At 44.8% G+C, this 18,292-nt stretch carries 15 protein-coding genes; 5 read left to right on the top strand and 10 right to left on the bottom strand.

The window, feature by feature from the left end:
* The 3 genes from IM462_RS03625 to der form a co-directional block, all read right to left on the bottom strand.
* Positions 1-677: Ig-like domain-containing protein (locus IM462_RS03625; RefSeq protein ID WP_287714841.1), on the bottom strand; the 677-nt coding region annotated here is incomplete at its 3' end.
* A 675-nt stretch (positions 678-1,352) separates the two neighbouring features.
* Positions 1,353-2,228: an energy-coupling factor transporter transmembrane component T family protein gene (locus IM462_RS03620; protein ID WP_287702416.1), complete on the bottom strand. Its 876-nt coding sequence runs from the start codon at positions 2,226-2,228 to the stop codon at positions 1,353-1,355.
* Between the two features lie 3 nt (positions 2,229-2,231).
* Positions 2,232-3,590: a ribosome biogenesis GTPase Der gene (gene der, locus IM462_RS03615; RefSeq protein ID WP_104395626.1), complete on the bottom strand. Its 1,359-nt coding sequence runs from the start codon at positions 3,588-3,590 to the stop codon at positions 2,232-2,234.
* A gap of 399 nt (positions 3,591-3,989) precedes the next feature.
* Between der and IM462_RS03610 the strand changes: the two genes are divergently transcribed.
* On the top strand, positions 3,990-4,460 hold the full coding sequence (locus tag IM462_RS03610; protein WP_194017578.1) for a DUF4079 domain-containing protein: 471 nt from the start codon (positions 3,990-3,992) through the stop codon (positions 4,458-4,460).
* Positions 4,461-4,859: 399 nt separating this feature from the next.
* Here IM462_RS03610 and mutL read toward each other — a convergent pair whose 3' ends face one another.
* Positions 4,860-6,512: a DNA mismatch repair endonuclease MutL gene (gene mutL, locus IM462_RS03605; RefSeq protein ID WP_287702413.1), complete on the bottom strand. Its 1,653-nt coding sequence runs from the start codon at positions 6,510-6,512 to the stop codon at positions 4,860-4,862.
* 439 nt (positions 6,513-6,951) lie between these two features.
* On the opposite strand from mutL, the gene aroQ reads away from it, so the two are divergent.
* Complete coding sequence (gene aroQ / locus IM462_RS03600; protein ID WP_287702411.1) at positions 6,952-7,407, top strand: type II 3-dehydroquinate dehydratase; 456 nt, start codon at positions 6,952-6,954, stop codon at positions 7,405-7,407.
* Positions 7,408-7,431: 24 nt separating this feature from the next.
* Here aroQ and IM462_RS03595 read toward each other — a convergent pair whose 3' ends face one another.
* From IM462_RS03595 to IM462_RS03580, 4 genes are all read right to left on the bottom strand, one after another.
* Complete coding sequence (locus tag IM462_RS03595; protein WP_287702409.1) at positions 7,432-9,231, bottom strand: ABC transporter ATP-binding protein; 1,800 nt, start codon at positions 9,229-9,231, stop codon at positions 7,432-7,434.
* 40 nt (positions 9,232-9,271) lie between these two features.
* On the bottom strand, positions 9,272-10,348 hold the full coding sequence (locus IM462_RS03590; protein ID WP_287702407.1) for a phosphotransacetylase family protein: 1,077 nt from the start codon (positions 10,346-10,348) through the stop codon (positions 9,272-9,274).
* A gap of 34 nt (positions 10,349-10,382) precedes the next feature.
* Complete coding sequence (gene ebsA / locus IM462_RS03585) at positions 10,383-10,760, bottom strand: type IV pilus biogenesis protein EbsA (protein ID WP_287702405.1); 378 nt, start codon at positions 10,758-10,760, stop codon at positions 10,383-10,385.
* A gap of 222 nt (positions 10,761-10,982) precedes the next feature.
* Entirely contained in the window at positions 10,983-12,239 is a 1,257-nt protein-coding gene (locus tag IM462_RS03580) for a GAF domain-containing sensor histidine kinase (RefSeq protein WP_287702403.1), read from the bottom strand.
* A 388-nt stretch (positions 12,240-12,627) separates the two neighbouring features.
* Here IM462_RS03580 and IM462_RS03575 point away from each other — a divergent pair, with 388 nt between their 5' ends.
* Together IM462_RS03575 and IM462_RS03570 are read left to right on the top strand one after the other, a co-directional pair.
* The gene (locus tag IM462_RS03575; protein WP_004268081.1) at positions 12,628-12,942 is read left to right on the top strand and encodes a DUF3155 domain-containing protein; all 315 of its coding nucleotides are present in this window, start codon (positions 12,628-12,630) and stop codon (positions 12,940-12,942) included.
* Positions 12,943-13,313: 371 nt separating this feature from the next.
* The gene (locus tag IM462_RS03570; RefSeq protein WP_287702401.1) at positions 13,314-14,330 is read left to right on the top strand and encodes a type I glyceraldehyde-3-phosphate dehydrogenase; all 1,017 of its coding nucleotides are present in this window, start codon (positions 13,314-13,316) and stop codon (positions 14,328-14,330) included.
* Positions 14,331-14,335: 5 nt separating this feature from the next.
* On the opposite strand, the gene IM462_RS03565 is transcribed toward IM462_RS03570, so the two are convergent.
* Entirely contained in the window at positions 14,336-15,112 is a 777-nt protein-coding gene (locus tag IM462_RS03565) for an ABC transporter permease (protein ID WP_287702399.1), read from the bottom strand.
* Between the two features lie 126 nt (positions 15,113-15,238).
* On the opposite strand from IM462_RS03565, the gene IM462_RS03560 reads away from it, so the two are divergent.
* Positions 15,239-16,351, top strand: coding sequence for a DegT/DnrJ/EryC1/StrS family aminotransferase (locus tag IM462_RS03560; RefSeq protein WP_287702397.1), 1,113 nt, complete (start codon positions 15,239-15,241; stop codon positions 16,349-16,351).
* A gap of 159 nt (positions 16,352-16,510) precedes the next feature.
* Here the strand turns inward: IM462_RS03560 and hflX are convergent, their stop codons facing one another.
* Positions 16,511-18,154 carry a GTPase HflX gene (gene hflX / locus IM462_RS03555; protein ID WP_287702396.1) on the bottom strand — a complete coding sequence of 548 codons (1,644 nt, stop codon included), beginning with the start codon at positions 18,152-18,154 and terminating at the stop codon, positions 16,511-16,513.
* Between the last annotated feature and the right edge of the window lie 138 nt (positions 18,155-18,292).

Below are 18,292 nucleotides of genomic sequence, written 5' to 3'. Positions count from 1 at the left end.
CCGGTGGTTTCCACCGCGTCGTCGGCCGTGAAGATGGCCGTATAGCTGTTGCCATCCACTTGGGTGAAGTCGCTCAGGGTTCCACCGCTGACGTTCACATCACCGGCTGTGAAGCCATTCACAGTTTCGCTGAATTCAAAGGTGACTAGAGAATTGTTGTCTGCGTCGTTCAACGAAGCATCAACAATATCGACTGTCACTGTGGGTGGGGTATTGTCGTAGGGAACGAAAACAAATTGCCCATCTACCGCCTTGATACCACCAGTGCCATTGACGGATGTGGCCCGGATACCAAGGACTACAACACCCTGAGCCAATAACGATTCAATCTCTACCCCTTGGTCCTTGCTGTAGCTGTAAGTGTAGGTATTACCCGCAGTCAGAAGATTGCTGCCATTATGCTCCGTTCCCGTTAACCCCGTATCGGAAATCTTGTCGTACCCATCCCAGACGATACCAGTCCCATTCATATTGAGACTGTTATCCTTCGATAACAATCTGATAGTCCCATCCGCGTTGCTATCGCCATTCGACCACCAGAATGCGTTGAGGTCCATTGACCCCTTCTTCATATCAACAGTCCATTGATTTGTGACTGTGTTGTAAGAAGCGGTGAACCAGAGAGCCTGGGTGGTGTCGCCGTATTCCCAGGTGTAAGTGCCTTCCTGCAATGTCATAATAAAGATTCCCAATCAACAATTCTATACATACGGCAGATTCAGGCTCAGTCTGGTACATCTTCTAAGTGGAAAGGCTTATCCAATCAGGAGTTATCGGTACAAAACGGACAGAAGAATCACCGTATCTAAATGATAACAGATTATGTAGCGTATGTAACCATTTAGGGGGGGGGCAAGCAGCCAGTGGCATTGATTCTGTGGAAGGACTCTCCTGGGGTAGCAGAAAGGGAGAATTACTACTCCTCCCAAAGGCGCGAAGGGTTCCTCGGTCATAAATTGCAAAACATTGCGGTTCTGAGAACGCAGGCTCGTCACTACCATCAGCATCTCCGCCCTGAAAGGGTGACAACGAGGTTAAAGTCTAGGCTGGGTGTAGGCTGTGGGGAGTTTTTTGCTGTGAACAGTAAACAGTGAACAGTAAACAGTAATCAGTGAAAAGACAGTAGGAAACTTCTATTTAATACTGCACACTTAAAACTCAAATCTGATAACTGATAACTGATAAGTAGGTAGGCGTTAAAAGTTGTCAGATCCCCCCTCCTATCGGCACCCCCCTTATCAAGGGGGGCAGGGGGGATCCCCCCTCCTATCGGCACCCCCCTTATCAAGGGGGGCAGGGGGGATCGAACCTAAAATCCATTTTTAAATTATAACCAGCTACTTAACTAACTGCTATAAACCCCCCCAAACTAATCGGGCTGCCCAAAAGGGAATTAACAAAAATAAAGCAATAAAATCAGCCGATCTTAACTGTAATTGGTGCCAGCGTACTTGATGCTGATTGGGACTGGTAAAACCGCGAACCTCCATAGCGATCGCTATTTGTTCGGCACGCAAAAGCAAATTATCTAGGAATTTTTCCACGACTGTTAACCAGACGTTTAAACTTCTTTTAATCCCTAATTTTTGCCAATCGATCGCCCTAGTTCGCACTGACCTAGCTAGATTTTGCACTTCTTCTAAAACCAGGGGAATAAAGCGCAAAGATAGGGTAAGAGTCAGAGAAATTTCTGTCACTGGCACATTAAATCGCCGTAAAGGACTCATTAAATTCTCTAAACCTTCGGTAATTTCTTCCGGTGCCGTCGTCAACAAAAAGAGATTAGTGCTATAAATTAAAGTAAAAACTAAGGTACTAATTCTCACTGCTAATTCCAAAGAACGTCGGGTAACAAATAAACGACCTCTATCCCATAAAACATACTGATAATCACTTGCTGGCGGTAAATTCAGCCCTTCATCCGGTAAACGCGGCTGAATACTCACCCCTAAACCATCGGGAGTGATAGCAGTAATCAGAAAGACAATAATCGCCAAAAATATCAGCCAGCCCATCTGTTGCCGCCAGACGCGGGGAGGAATAGGGGCCAACAGGGTTAACAACATTAACAATCCCACCAAAGCTAAACGCCACCAAGGATTAGCCAATAAAGGTGCTGCTAAAAAAGCCATTAACCAGATAAATTTTACCCGCGCATCCAGTTGATGTAGTCGGGTAATCGGTTGATCGAGATAAAGACCGATGGGCAAACTTCGCAATAAATCCATAAATTAGACCTTGGTGGCTCTATTAACCGTTTTTTCCACTTCTCGCGCCGGTTTGCCGCGCCAGATTAAGCGGATCGGGGTTCCTTTAAAGCCTAACTGTTGCCGGAATTGCCCTTCGATGTAACGGCGATAGTTATCATTAAAGCGCTGGGGATCGTTAACAAAAAGGGCGATCGTGGGGGGTTGACTCGATACTTGCGTGCCATAGTATAGTTTCCCCTGTTTTCCGCCTCTGGTGGTGGGGGGATTGTGCCATTTAACCGCATCTTCGATCACATCGTTGATTACCGAGGTACTGACGCGACGACGGTGAGATTCGGCGGCAATATCAACTAATTCGAGGATTTTAGTGACTCTTTGCCCCGTCATGGCGCTGACAAAGATCATTTCTGCCCAATCCATAAAATACAGCCGATCTTGGAGCATTTTGGTGTAAGTATTGATGGTGTAGGTGTCTTTCTCCACCGCATCCCATTTATTGACTACTAGCACCACCGCACGCCCTTCTTCAATGATTCGCCCTGCTAATTTTAAATCCTGTTCGGTGACACCATCTAGCACGTCGATGACGAATAACACCACGTCAGACCGGCGAATTGCCTTAAAAGCACGGTTAATACTGAAAAATTCGGCTCCATAGTCCACATTCTTCTTACGGCGAATGCCAGCGGTGTCAATTAACCGATACACCTGTCCTTCTCGTTCGATTAAAGTATCGATCGAGTCTCTGGTGGTTCCCGAAATCGGACTGACGATCGCCCGTTGTTGTCCGGTTAAAGCATTGAGGAGACTGGATTTACCCACGTTAGGACGACCGATAATTGCCACTTTAATTTCTTCATTTTCGGTAATTTCCGCCGCGGGTGGCAAATATTTAATCACCGCATCGAGTAGTTCACCTGTACCAGAGCCGTGAATGGCTGAGATGGGGAAGGGTTCACCGATGGCTAATTCCCAGAATTCCGTCGCTTGCAGGATACCCTGTTCCACCGATTCACACTTATTAACTGCCAAAAGTATCGGCACATTTTGCTGTCGTAACCAAGCGGCAATTTCTCGATCGCCGGCGGTAATTCCTGCCTGGCCATCGACGACAAAAATCGCCACACTTGCCTCTGCTAGGGCGATTAAAGCCTGTTCGCGGATTAAAGGGAGAAATTCGCTGTCATCGTTAAAAACTAGCCCTCCTGTATCGACAATTTGAAAATCTCGATCGCACCAGAAAGCTGGTTGATAGGTGCGATCTCTGGTAATCCCGGGTTGATCAAAAACGATCGCCTGTTGATCTCCAGCGATACGATTGACGAGGGTAGATTTGCCCACATTGGGACGACCGATAATAGCGACGACAGGCAGTTTCATAAGAGGGGGAGGGGGCGGAAATTTAAGGCCCAATATTCTATCATAGCGATTTGCGATCGAGCTTGGTTGATTTAAATGTTGGTTTGAACAAAGATAAGCTGTTCGTAATTTAAATTGCTTGTTGAGACGAGGCAAGAGGCTTCGGCCGTGAGCTCAGCCGAACGGCAAAAGGCAATAGTAAAGGGATTGGGGGAGGTTCGGCTAATCTAAGAATAAGCGGGTTAAATGCGTCTTAGCTTAGTCAGGAGACTATTTTTATTTATTCTCCCCACACCCCACTCTCCTATAGCTTTTAAACGGAATTTAGTATGACAAGTCCAGTGACCCAGAAAACAAGGAAGCGCGAGCGATTCATGTTAATTTTTATTAAGAAGCGATCTTTGATGAGAACAGACAACTATGAACCTCGAGATTCCCAGTGCCGTAAAAACTTGGTCACAATTTGGCCATCCCATTCTCATGTGGGTTTTATTAGGATTAACTATCTATGCGCTCTATTCGGGGCTACAATGGCGACGGACGCGGACAGCAGATAAAGACCTAAAAAAAGAATTATTGCCCAAAAATTTTCGCACTAAACACTATCAAATTGGCTCCCTAATCCTCGCTTTAATGGTGTTGGGGACGATCGGGGGTATGGCGGTGACTTATATTAATAACGGTAAATTATTTGTCGGTCCCCATCTGCTGGCCGGTTTAGGGATGGTGGGTTTAATCTCGATTAGTGCCGCTTTAGTACCTTTAATGCAAAAAGGCAACGAATTGGCTAGAATCACCCATATTGCCCTTAATGCCGTCATTTTAGGTCTTTTTGGCTGGCAAGCCTTCACAGGAATGGATATAGTCCAGCGTATTCTCAGCAAAATGTAAGAAAACCTAAACAGAGAGGATGCGTCTGATGACGCATCTAACCCTATGAGAGAAGGGAGAGGAGAATAAATAGGGTCTGCTGAAAACGTTTGCTGGTGGGTGTGGGGTGTAGGGTGTAGGCTTCGGCCGTGAGCTCAGCGTTCGACCGAGCTCACGCCGAGGTCCGAACGGGTGTAGGGTGTAGGGTTTTACCGATTTTGAGGAGGTCAATTACCTAATTTTCGGGGAAAAAGCACCTGAATTTTCCCCCTGATCACTCCAATGGTCGGCACTTTTTGAGGGAAAAAAGTCTAAAAACCTTATCCAACAAGGTTTTTAGATTTATTCAGCCAACCCTAAATAAAAATAATCTCCTGAATCCTGACTCCTGAATCCTGATAACTGATAACTGATAACTGATTAAATGCCGTGACTTTTGCCGATTACCCAATGACGACGGAAGAAGCGAGCGAGCGAGGTTTCTTCTAAGGATAAGTAAATCGGTCTTCCGTGGGGACAAGTGCGGGGATTACGGGTATTTTGCCAATCATCGAGTAAATTCTGCATTTCTTCTAAACTTAAAGCTGTACCGTTGCGGATCGCACTACGGCAAGCGGTGGCCACCTGAGCAGTTTGTAAATCGCCCCCTAAACTTAATTCTAGTAAAGCATCAGCCCGATCCTGCTGCTCTTTTAGTAGAACAGGAATACTACGAATTGCCCAAGAGCGATCGCCAAAACTGGCAATTTCTAATCCTAAACGTTGTAATTGTTCGATTTGTCGAGTAGTTAACTGATTTAAGATGATCGGAGTATCTAACGGCACGATTTCCCAGTTATCCTCTAAACGTTCGTACAAAACCCGCTCATGGGCAATATGTTGTTCCACTAACCATAATCCGTTAGGATGTTCGGCAACTATATAAGTTTGGTGAATTTGGGCTAATGCCTTTAATTCCAGCCGATTTTTCCTGGATTTTTCCCCTATTGTATAAGTGCTTTTTTCTTCGGCAGCCTTGAGAATTTGACTGACGCGCTGATTTTGCGCTTTTTCGGGTATATGTTCGGGATTTAGTCCTAACACCTTGTCGATGGCTGAAATTATCTGTTCTTGCCAAAAAACGAGGTTATGCAGGTATATTTCCGCTTTAGCTGGGTGACGATTCCAATCGATCGAACGAGGGTTAAGATGTAGATGGAGAAAACAAACGGGATAGCGATCTTTAGGGACTGTGCGAGCGAAAGCTTGAAATATTGCCTGTTCTAACTCCGATGAGCGCACCATTCGCCCATTAACAGCAATTTTAACCCAATCCGGTTGATGGCGAGAAATGCGATCGGGCAAACCGATGACCAATTCAATTTGAGCCAATTCTGCGTCAGGAGTCGTTAAGTCAAGTTTTAGGGCTGCTAAATCGTTAAAATGCAGAGATTTAACTAATTGCGGTAATATTTGACTGGCATCCTTACCCGGACTGATGCGTAACCAATCTTGATGATCTTGGAAAACCTGCCAAGTAATTTGGGGATGACAGAGGGCAAAATTATGAATTAAAGTCTGTATATCCTTTAATTGTTTGTTAATTGACGGTAAAGCTTGACGACGCACAGGAAAGTTACCAAAGAGATTCTCTACCGTGACGATAGTGCCGATAGCTATAGGAATCGTTTCTAAATTATCCGGCTCGCCCTGGTGATTGTAAAGACAATAACAACCTAAATCATCGTCATGACGACTGGCAACCCGCAGACGCGCCACCTGTGCGATACTGTGCAAAGCTTCACCACGGAATCCGAGACTGGTAATCTGCCAAAGATCGTCCCGTTGGCGGATTTTGCTGGTACTGTGGGCATAGCTACACAGTTGCAAATCTTCTCTAGACATTCCCCTACCGTTATCCGATACTTGTATTCGCCAGTTTTGCGGAGATATATCGATGGTAATCCTATCTGCCCCCGCATCAATGGCATTTTCGACTAATTCTCGCACCACAGCGCCTAAAGAGTCGATTACCTCTCCTGCGGCAATTAAATCGATTACGTCTTGGGGTAAAACTTGTATGGGCAAGGTCATCAATTAATGGTTTTAGCCAAGGGCAAACTCGATATATTGTCGCACAGGGGGTGCATGATTAAGGATTCCCCTCCCTACCAATTTATCGGCGATCGCTGCTTCCTGAGAGAATGAAACGACTCTAGGAAGCAGGGAAGTACAGGTTTTGCTCTCATAGTAGGTTGATTCATTAATCAACCTACAAAGCACGACGTTTTGACAAATTTTCAGCTATTTATTCCGAGAATCAGTTTTTAATAACTAGACTTATACTAAATCCGGTTATTAAAAACTGATTATTTATTCCCCATGAGTAGAAAACGGGTTTCTCGGAGAAACCCGTTTTCTGTGCGTTACTCAACGGATTTAGTCTGATTACCGTAGCGGCAAAAATGCTGTTGATAGGCAATAATCCCTGATCGAGATAAGATTAATTCTGGTGATGATAGGGAAGACAGTGGTGAATAAACTAAGCATTCTGGTTTTACACGGACCGAATTTAAACCTATTGGGGAAAAGAGAGCCGAATCTCTACGGTAACGTCAATTTAGAAGCGATTAACCAGTTTTTAAGCGAAGAAGCTACCCGTTTAGGGGTGAATTTAACCGCGCACCAGTCCAATCAGGAAGGGCAATTAGTGGACTGGATTCAGCAAGCATGGGGTCAGCATGACGGTATTTTGATTAATGCAGCAGCTTATACTCATACCAGTATCGCCATCCGCGACGCAATCTTAGGCACAAAAATTGCCTGTGTGGAAGTACACTTAAGCAATATTTACAAACGCGAGTCTTTTCGTCATCATTCCTACATTGCCGATATAGCTATCGGACAGATTAGCGGTTTTGGGGCCGAAAGTTATCGGTTAGGATTATGGGCATTAGTCGATTATTTGCAAAAGAATGGGAAATTTTAGTGCAAATTCTGGAACTTCGCGGTTTTAAACCCAAATTTTCGACAAACTAGCGTAGAGGCCATCTTTGGTTAATAAATCTTCATGGGTTCCCGATTCGACTAATTCCCCGCGTTTCAGGACAAGAATTCGATCGACATTGCGAATAGTGGAGAGACGATGGGCGATAATAATAGCAGTACGATCGACTAAAATCTGTTCTAAAGCTTCTTGGATTAATACTTCTGTCCCCACGTCTAAACTAGCAGTAGCTTCATCTAAAACTAAAATTTCCGGGTTACGAATAGCGACTCTCGCAAAAGCGAGTAATTGTTTTTGTCCTCCCGACAAATTTGCGCCCCGTTCGCGTAAAAGGGTATGATAGCCATCGGGTAACTCCTCGATAAAGTGATCGATATTAGTTAATTTAGCCGCTGCCTTCACCTGCTCAAAATCATAATTTTCCCCTAAAGTAATATTGCGAGTAACATCTCCAGCAAAGAGAAAAGTTTCTTGGAGAATGACACCGATATAACGTCTTAATTCCGCTTGGGGAAGATAACGGATATCGATACCATCCACTAGAATTCTGCCCTTACTTGGTTCGTAAAGACGACAGAGAAGACGAATAATCGAACTTTTTCCCGCACCAGTGGGACCGACTAAAGCGACTTTTTCCCCCGGATGAATAGTAAAATTGAGACCTTTGATAATATATTCATCTGGTTTATAACCAAACCAAACATTTTCAAAAATAATCTCGCCAGGTTTCAGTTTTTCTGGGAAAGAAATTTCTTTATAATTGTTATAATCTTTGATTTCAATGGGAATACTAATTAATTCCCCAATGCGTTCAATAGCAGTAAAACCAGCTTGAAACATAGTAAATTTTTCGGCAAACTGACGCAGGGGATTAAAGAGACGTTGGGAGAATAAAATAAAAGCCGATAAAACCCCAAAATCAATGGTTTTCTGGAGAATAAAAATCCCGCCTAACCATAATACTCCTCCCACGGCAATTAATCCGATCCATTCCAAAGTAGCTGAGACGGCCGAATCATAAAAAATTGTTTTATCTAGGGATTGACGATAGTGAGTATTGATAGCGCGAAACATTTCAGTGTTAAAGCGTTCGCGGCGAAATAATTGAACAATATTAACTCCGACTACATTTTCCTGTAATTGGGCATTAAGTTTTGATAATTCCTCGCGTACTTGATAGTTAGCGATGCGGTATTGTTTTTGAAAAAAGATAATTAAAGCAGTGACGGGAAATAACATCAACACCAACAATAGAGCTAATTGCCATTGCAGGGTAAACATGGTGATGATAATAACTAAAATATTGACCAAATCACTGACAACTCCGATCGCCCCACTAGCAAAAACTTCTCCTAATGCTTCCACATCGCTGGTTAAACGAGTGACTAAACGTCCCACGGGAGAGCGATCAAAAAAACTGGAGGAAAGGGAGGTGACATGGGCAAATAAATCTTGCCGGACATTAGCAGTAATTGACTGACCGACTTTCTGCACTAGATAACCTTGTGTTGTCCCTAAAATCAGTCGTAAAATAATCGAAGCTGACAGGATAATAATTAAGGTATTAATGGCTGCTGTTAAGGGCATTCGAGCCAAAAAATCCCAAGTTTGTTCCTTTTGCAAAAGGGAGACCGCTTGACCGATAATTAAGGGCTGGATCGCCCCCGTGAGGGATAGGGGAAAAAGAAGTATTAATGACCAAAATAGCAGGGCTTTTTGCTTTTTTGCGTAGGGAAGTAATCTTAATAATAAGCCCCAGTCATTTTCTTTGACCGGAGGGGACACAGGGGGGGATGATAGACTCATGAAGTGATTTCCAATGAAATTCTCGGCAGCCGGGGAGAAATTACACCCCTATTGTTAACTTTTCTAACAGGCGATCAATCTGGAAATGTTCCTCCATTAATTCTCGAATACAAGCGACTTTTACCTGTTCCTGTAAGCGAATCTTGCCGAAGGCCTGATCGACGATTTCCACGGTACTGAGAGTATCTAAATTTACCGAGAGAATTGGTACTTCTAAATCCTCGGCCCGGCCCAGAATCAGCGGATCCGGAGAGATGGAACCGGTTAAGATTAAACAGGTGGTGGAAGTTTCTAGGGCAGCTAACTGGAGGTCTGTGCGATCGCCGCCCGTAATCACGGCCATATTTTCCCCCTTGCGAAAATATTCTAAAGCGGCGTTGACATTCATCGCCCCGATCGCTAAACTTTCTACCATCCAATCTAAACGATCGGGCCGACATAATACTTTTGCCCCCAAAAGATGGACAATTTCCCGAACACTAATACTACGCAGCAGTTTACTCGCGGGTAACAGTCCTAAAACTTCCACACCTTGGCGGGCCAGATAGGGTTTCAGGAGAGATTGTACTTCCTCCCAATCATCGGCCGGGATATCGCTAATCACTACCCCCAGCAGCTGATTATTTAATTCCTCTCTTGCTTTCAGCAGACTCTCGGCAATTAGGGGAGAACTATAGCGGGCCACCAATAGGATTGGAGTCTGGAGAATTTTGGCCATCTCCCCCATCGATAACTGAAAAATACTGCCTTCCCAGAGAGTCCCCGGCCCTTCGAGGAGGATAATATCACTGTTAACTCGATCGAGATAGCCGGCAAGAATATTACCGTAGTCCTGTTTATCTGTACCTTGTAAACGTTTAGCAACGGAATCCATATCCGTATAGATCACCGGTAAACGCAGCTGCTCAGGGGATAATTCTAGTAATTGCCGAATAAATTCTACATCCTCATCGACCAATTGCCCATCGACGTATCCCGGACAATTGCCCACTGGTTTGCCGTAACTTATCTCTAGTCCTTTTTGTCGCAAGAGATGCGCTAAACCGACGACAGTTCCCGATTTACCACTGAGGGGTTCCAGGGAAGAGATAAGTATAGATTTGGCTGATTTCGCCACGATTTGCTCCTTTTAACCCGTAAAATCCCGATTTTTATCCTTCAAATCGCAGCAGTTTCCGATAAAATCCCTGCGAAAAGTCGGCCGAACCTAGCTGCTTAAAGGTTTTAATCGCATCGATGAGATATTCGATCAACTCGGCGTTAATAATCGTCATCTCATAGCTTAGGTCGGCCTGTCCTTCAAATTGTAAACGACAACGGGTCAATTCCGAGGGCAATTTTGATACATACCAAGAGGCCACAAAGGGAATCCCTTCACTGTTTTCTATGCGACGACGACCTTCTAAAGATCCTCCTTGATACAAAGCGATCGCATAGGGCAGCATACTATGTTTGTCCTTGGCATAGTAGGGCATATATACTAACACATCGGCCTTATTAGCGGGTTCTAATTGTTCGATAGTCGGCATAATTTAAGTAATAGGACAAAATTAACTTTTTGGTTAGGATAGGCACTCATGCAAGGGGCAAAAGGCAAGAGGTAGTTAGATGTGTCTAATTAATTGTCTCTAGCTACTGTTAATTCTTGGGTTCTGGGCCAAGTTACCAGTAAAAATGATATTTTTCTTATATTTTAACCGATCGCCCCCAGAATCTCCTGATCGGGACAATCGGCAGAATTTACGACCAGATCAACTTTCTGTACTGAGGTTATCATCGGGTATAACTGGTATATGAACCCGAAAAACCGTGCCGGGGTAGGGGGAACTTGTTTGCTCAGGATTGGGACTGATAAATTCAATCGTCCCCCCCATGCTGGTAATTAATTCTTTGGCGATCGCTAAACCCAATCCTGTCCCGGGTATATCTCCCCCCGCTTGCACCCCCCGGTAGTGACGTTGAAAAATTCTTTCTTGATCGCTCCTCGGTATACCATAACCTGTGTCTTTAAAAACAATTTCTACACTATTCTTAACATTTTTTACCTCGACGGTAACTTTTCCGCCAGCAGCAGTATATTTGAGGGCATTATCAATTAAATTACTGAATACTTCCCGCAAACCGGGGATATTAGCCCGAATAAGTGGTATATCTTCCCCGTAAATCCTTTCTAAACTGAGATTTCTCTCTTTGGCTACGGCCTCGGCCGAAAGGAGCAGCGGATCGAGAATATCGTGGAGATCGATCGGAGTTAGCTGAGTGCTGCCAGCAGGCAAGAGAAAGGCAGTGGGGGAAGATTGCGCTTGCAGGAGAGGAATATCGACAGTGGGGTAATTTTCGCTTTCTTGCTGAATTTGTCCCTCAAATTCGGCAATTAAGTCCCGAACTCGATCGCTTTCCCTCAATATACCGGTAATGGCGGGATCGTCACCTTCTTCGGCTAACAGCCTTTTGAGTAGAAGTTTACCAAAGGTTTTTAACGCGGTGAGGGGATTGCGGATTTGATGGAGAAAGGTATCGAGGCGCTGACGTTGCCATTGTCGATAATAGCGTTCTTCTCCCAATTGGCGATCGAGTACACAGGCTAAAGCGAGGGTTTGGGTGATTTTTTCCATCCGGGTTAATTCCCAACTTTGCCAAGGTCGTTTTTCTCTGGTTGTCACCAATAATCCGATCATGCCCTCTTCATACATTAAGGGTAAAAACAAGCGATGACCGCTGACGGTCTCCTGATTACCCCAGAGGTGGGATAAATCTTCTAACTTAACCGCAGTTAACAAGTCGGCCGCCGGTTGCCCTGGTTGTAAGGAAAGCCGCTTTTTTTGGGGAGAAGGGGGATTAAAGGGCGGATAAACAACGACTGGAATTAAATCACTCGATAAAGGTTCAGTTAAATAAACCGCACTTCTGTCCGCTTCCATTTGCTCCCGCAAAAGTTCCATCTGTGCCTGACAGAGGGCAATAAAATCATTACTCAGGGGAGTCCGGGAGGGGAAGGAGAAGGGCATACCAAGAAAGTAAAAAGTAAAAAATCAGAAAACCTTGATAAAGCTAGGGTTGCGAGTTTTATTTCCCAGTTTACACGGGAGAGAAGGGCGATTCTCTTGGATCGAGTGCAGCCAGTAAAAAGCAATTAGGACAAGGGTTTGGTCACTATTTTAGGGGTGGATCGCGGTATATATTAAAAAAAGTTTAAGAATAATAAGTTTTGTATCGGGATTTGGGGGAGTGTTTTTGTCAGAAAAACTTAAACATAGTCCCAGTCTAGCTTCTAGTCAAATTTGTCTGTAATTGGGTTTGTGAGAGACACTTGATTTCTGGGTCTAGAACGGATATAATCGCTACGGCTTTTGTAACTATCATTACAACGATTAGCCAAAACAGGAGGTAATTGGGTTGGCCAGAAAACGGAAACGTAAGAGTCGCCGTCGTCAAGAAGGACGTAAGATACTTGAACTTGTACCCCAGTATAGTATTGAAAGTGGCGAGGATAAACCCGTAACTGCGGCGCGTAAGTATATTCAAGCTATAGGCATTAGCCCACCAGCTTTATTGATTGTTAAGCGTAACGAGCATACAACCGATCGCTATTTCTGGGCTGAAAAAGGACTGTTTGGAGCGCAATATGTGGAGGAAAACCACTTCCTCTTCCCAAGTTTGCGCGACCTGCAGCCCCAGCCCGTCAAAGCACCGGTAGCAGTTGCCAAATAATTCACAGGACTATTAATCGTATCATGGAAAGTGAACTCGTTTACGGAAAAGTAAACGAGTTTTTTTTGAGGATAAGAGGAGCGGGGACATTCAAGTGATCAGTAATCAGTCAACTGAAAACTCACATCTGATCACCGAAAAGGCGGACAGCTAAAGAGGGAATGGGGTTATGAGAATTTTTTAGCGGTTATTTAGGCTCATTTTGGCTTTAAATCGCTTTAATCAATCAAATTTTCTCATTTAAACCCGATAGGATTGGTGAGCTAATAAATTATTTTCGATCAGGATCGTAAAGTTCAACCTTTAAGGTATGATTGGGAACATTAATTATTTTTTTATGTATTGCACTAAAAGGTAGAGGGCAAGCAGCAGTGATTAGAGTAGCGATCAATGGTTTCGGACGGATTGGACGTAATTTCCTAAGATGTTGGTTAGGACGGACTGATAGTGGCTTGGAGGTAGTGGGGATCAATGATACATCCGATCCCCGGAGTAACGCTCACCTGCTCAAATATGACTCGATGTTAGGCAAACTTAACGCTAATATCGATGCCGATGATAATTCTTTAATTGTTAACGGTAAAACCATTAAATGTTATTCCGATCGCAATCCCCTCAATCTGCCCTGGGCAGAATGGGGTGTAGATTTAGTGATCGAAGCTACTGGTGTTTTCGTAGATGAAGAGGGCGCTTCTAAGCATATTGTCGCAGGAGCTAAAAAAGTCCTCATTACCGCACCGGGTAAAGGTTCGGGTGTGGGAACCTATGTCGTCGGTGTCAACGCCCACGAATACGAACACGATAAATACAACGTCATCAGTAATGCCAGTTGTACCACCAACTGTCTTGCTCCTGTCGTCAAAGTGATTCACGAAAACTTCGGCATCATTAAAGGGACGATGACCACCACCCACAGTTACACTGGTGATCAACGCATTCTTGATGCTAGTCACCGGGATCTGCGTCGCGCCCGCGCCGCAGCCGTTAACATCGTTCCCACCTCCACCGGTGCCGCCAAGGCTGTAGCCTTAGTTATCCCCGCAATGAAAGGGAAACTTAACGGTATCGCTCTGCGTGTACCCACTCCTAACGTTTCTGTGGTGGATTTAGTGGCGCAAGTGGAAAAAAGCACGATCGCAGAACAGGTAAACGAAGTCCTCAAAGAAGCTTCGGAAAATTCTTTGAAAGGAATTCTCGAATATAATGATTTACCTCTCGTTTCCTCTGATTATCGCGGTGTTGATGCCTCCTCGATCATCGATGCTAGTCTCACCATGGTGATGGGTGGCGATATGGTGAAAGTTATCGCTTGGTACGATAACGAATGGGGTTACTCCCAACGGGTGGTTGATCTCGCTGAAGTCGTCGCCAGCAAGTGGAAAAGCTAAATTAGTTAACTGAGCAGTGATAAATTCTCACTGAAAAAGCGCCGATAGATTCCCTCTGTCACCAATTGTGCGGTGATTAGGTTGGCTAGGGCAATCATAAACAGGATCAGTATCTGGTAGGAAGCGGCGTTTAAAGGTTCACTTCCTGCCAATACCTGTCCGGTGAACATTCCGGGTAAACTGACTAAACCCACCACCATCATCTGATTGAGGGTGGGGATTAAACTAGCTCGAATCGCTGCTTTTTGATAATCTGCGATCGCTTGTTGAGGGGTTGCCCCCAAACAAAGATGGGTTTCGATTTCTAAACGGTGACTTTTAATCGCACTGCTTAATCTTTCCCCAGCTAAAGAGGCACTGTTCATGGCATTGCCTAACACCATTCCCGTCAAGGGAATCAAGTATTGGGGTGAGTACCATTGTTCTGGTTGAATAATTAAAGCGATCGCATAACCTAAAGTTAGACAGCTACTAATCAATAAAGAGCCGAAAACTAGGGGTAATAAGCCTTTATCCCGGCTATCAATGCGATTTTTAGCAACAATAGTCGCAATAGTCATCATTACTGCCAAAATCCCCAGCACGGCTAGAGGATTATCCAAGGAAAAAATAACGGCGATAACGTAGCCTACCACTAATAATTGCAGGATCGATCGACCGGTCGCCAATAATAATTGGCCCTCTAGGGCTAAATTTGACCAACGGGAGAGGAGTAAACAAATACCCATCATCCCCAAAGCCCAACCCAAATCCACCAGATTTAGTTCTACTAATCCATCCATAAAAATAAAAGAAACAAATTAAAAGGACACTTCATCTATAAATAGCAAGTTTATAATTATTTTTGACTAATTATTCCTTTTTTTCCCCGACAAATCCCGATTAGTCTCTAATTTGAGTGAAAGCGCGTGAGTACAATTCCCCCCGTCGATTTATCCCGTCAATACCAAGTCATCAGCGAAGAAGCTAACCATGCCGTTTTAGAAATCCTCCGTTCTGGGCGCTATATTGGTGGCGAAGCTGTGAGCGAATTAGAACGACAATTTGCCCTCTATCATGGTGTTAGCGATTGTGTCGCCTGTAATTCGGGAACCGATGCCCTTTATCTGGCACTGCGCGCTCTCGGTATTCAAGCGGGGGATGAAGTCATCACTTCCACTTTTTCGTTTATTGCCACCGCCGAAGCGATTAATTTAGTCGGGGCAGTGCCGGTTTTTGTCGATATCGATATTAATACTTTTAACCTCGATGTGGCACTGTTGGAAAAAGCGCTTACTCCCCAGACTAAAGCGATTATCCCCGTACACCTTTTTGGGCAATCTGTCAATATGTCTGAGGTGGTAAATTTCGCTCGTTCTCATAATTTATTGGTGATTGAGGATTGCGCGCAAGCAACGGGAGCAGAATGGCATGGGCAGAAAGTGGGGAGTATCGGCGATATTGGCTGTTTTAGCTTCTTTCCCACCAAAAATTTGGGCGGTTGTGGCGATGGTGGCGCAATTACCACCAATAACCCCGAGTTAGCGGCACAAATTCGCATGATTAAAGAACACGGCAGCAAGGTGCGTTATTTTCATGAGGTAATTGGGGTGAATAGCCGCTTAGATGCCGTTCAAGCGGTTATTTTGCAAATTAAGCTGAAATATCTCGATTTTTGGAATAATCAACGGATCGAGATTGCCCAACGTTATCGGGAATTACTGCAACCTTTGCCTAATATCACTTTACCTGCCGCTTTAGCCGGAGGTAAGCACGTTTGGAATCAGTACACAATCCTAACGGAAAATCGTGACCAAATGCGGGCGGCTTTGCAGGAAAAAGATGTCCTATCCATGGTTTATTATCCGATTCCCCTACATTTACAGCCGGTTTATCAGTATTTAGGCTATAAAAAAGGTGATTTACCCGTGGCTGAATTGGCCAGTGAAAAAGTGTTATCTTTACCTATGTTCCCCGATTTAAGCTTCGAGGAACAACAACAGGTAGCCTACGCGCTGAAAGATTGTTTGCATAGTTCCTGAGTTATCAGTGGGAATTATGAATTATGAATTATGAATTATAAATTATAAATTATGAAGTGGGGAGAAAAAAGCTGCCCCCTGCCGACCGCCTCCTCTCCTAATTCCTGAATACTGACTCCTAACTCCTGTCTCCTGAATACTGACAGCTTACTGCTATACTTAAGCGGTTAAATCGATTAACTTTTGTTTTAAAGTTTCCAATCCTAGCCGACGAATAGCCGAGATAAAAACAGCTTGGGGATATTTTTCCTTAGCTATTTCTAAATCATCGCTTTTTACCTGATCCAACTTATTAAACACCATTAACATCGGACCGGTTTGAATCGGCATCTCTGAGAGGATTTTTAATACCGAGGCAATCTGACTTTCCCAAGCTGGATGGGAGAGATCCACCAGATGGAGTAAGGCGTCTGCTTCCGTTACTTCCTCCAAAGTTGCCCGAAAAGCATCCACCAGCGAGGGGGGTAATTCATGGATAAAACCCACCGTATCGGTTAGTAAGAGGGGGTGAGATGTTTGGGTAAGGGGATCGGTAATAGTTAAGCGTCGGGTAGTGGGATCGAGGGTAGCAAACAGTTGATCGGCGGTATACACTTCGACAGCGGTGAGAGCATTAATTAAAGTAGATTTTCCCGCATTGGTGTAACCGACGATCGCCACACTGGCTACATCTTGTTTTTGCCGTTGTTTGCGTAAACGGGAACGATGAGCTTGCAGTTGATCCACCTCATCCTGGAGACGGGATAAACGACGTTGAATAGTTCGGCGTTCTGTTTCTAATTTTGTCTCCCCCGGTCCGCGAGTGCCAATTCCTCCCCCTAATCTCGACATGGCTAATCCGCGCCCGGTGAGACGGGGTAAAGTGTATTCTAATTGGGCTAATTCTACCTGTAGTTTACCCGCTTGGGATTGGGCCCGTTGGGCGAAAATGTCCAGGATCACCTCGGTGCGATCGACCACTCTCACCCCGATTTGGTTCTCTAGATTGCGAATTTGGGCGGGAGAAAGATCCCGATTGAATACGACTAAATTAGCCCCCGAAGTTTGCACCTGTAGGGCGATTTCTGCCACTTTTCCCGAACCGATCACTGTTTGAGGATGGGGATGATCCCGTTTTTGTCGGGTGACTTGCAAAACTTTGCCCCCGGCGGTGTCAACTAAACGCTCTAATTCGCTTAAACCGTCCTCAAACTGGCGATCGCTCATATTGTCGGTCATTAAACCAACCAATAGCACCCGATCTTCGGCTGTATCAACGGTTATAGCGGTAAATTCGCGCTGAAACTCCGCCTCTAGTCCTTCCACTAACTCTAAAAAGTCCTGTTTGCTTAAATCCTCTAGATTTAAGGGCGGGGAGACAGACCAGTATATATTACTATTGACATTTGTTTGACTTTGTGGTATGAGATGCGCCAGATAGACTTGCTCCACATAACCGGTCGCCCCACCACCGCGACGGATCATGCCTGTGCCGGTTAGGGTTAAGATCACCAGTGCGTCTAATCTTTGCAGAGCCATGGCGGTTAAACTGGATTCTTTTGGCGGTTCCTGCTTGAGTTCCGTGGCGATACAACGAATTCCGCAAAGACGTTCGGAACCGTAGCGGGGTAGTTCCAAGAGAGAAAATTGGGTTTGTCGGGGGGTTCCCACTCCCACACGAATTACCTGGCCGCGACGGTTGATATAGGTGCAGAGGGGTTGATGGATATCGGTACTGATGGCCGCCAGTCTTTGGGCGAATTCTGGGGTGGTGAGAGTATCAATAGGCAAGCGTTCATGGTACAGCCTTTGTAGCTGTTTCATCTGACTAGCTTTTAGTCCCTGGGTATTGCCGAAGATGGTATCGATAGGCTTTCCTCACAATTAGGATTTTATCTATTATTGTAGCGATTTTGACACTCGCTGCCCTTTTATTTGTCCTCTAGAAGCCAGCCCTAATTG

The organism is Microcystis sp. M144S2, assembly GCF_020246065.1.
In the GTDB taxonomy this organism is placed as follows: Bacteria; Cyanobacteriota; Cyanobacteriia; order Cyanobacteriales; family Microcystaceae; genus Microcystis; species Microcystis ichthyoblabe_A.
Note: the sequence above shows the minus strand (reverse complement) of the source record. Positions and strands in the feature narration are given on the sequence as shown.

Excerpts from the sequence above, each read along its gene's own strand:
- IM462_RS03620 (WP_287702416.1), bottom strand. The coding sequence starts at position 2,228 with ATGGATTTATTGCGAAGTTTGCCCATCGGTCTTTATCTCGATCAACCG.
- der (WP_104395626.1), bottom strand. The coding sequence starts at position 3,590 with ATGAAACTGCCTGTCGTCGCTATTATCGGTCGTCCCAATGTGGGCAAA.
- IM462_RS03610 (WP_194017578.1), top strand. The coding sequence starts at position 3,990 with ATGAACCTCGAGATTCCCAGTGCCGTAAAAACTTGGTCACAATTTGGC.
- mutL (WP_287702413.1), bottom strand. The coding sequence starts at position 6,512 with ATGACCTTGCCCATACAAGTTTTACCCCAAGACGTAATCGATTTAATT.
- IM462_RS03595 (WP_287702409.1), bottom strand. The coding sequence starts at position 9,231 with ATGAGTCTATCATCCCCCCCTGTGTCCCCTCCGGTCAAAGAAAATGAC.
- ebsA (WP_287702405.1), bottom strand. The coding sequence starts at position 10,760 with ATGCCGACTATCGAACAATTAGAACCCGCTAATAAGGCCGATGTGTTA.
- IM462_RS03580 (WP_287702403.1), bottom strand. The coding sequence starts at position 12,239 with ATGCCCTTCTCCTTCCCCTCCCGGACTCCCCTGAGTAATGATTTTATT.
- IM462_RS03565 (WP_287702399.1), bottom strand. The coding sequence starts at position 15,112 with ATGGATGGATTAGTAGAACTAAATCTGGTGGATTTGGGTTGGGCTTTG.
- hflX (WP_287702396.1), bottom strand. The coding sequence starts at position 18,154 with ATGAAACAGCTACAAAGGCTGTACCATGAACGCTTGCCTATTGATACT.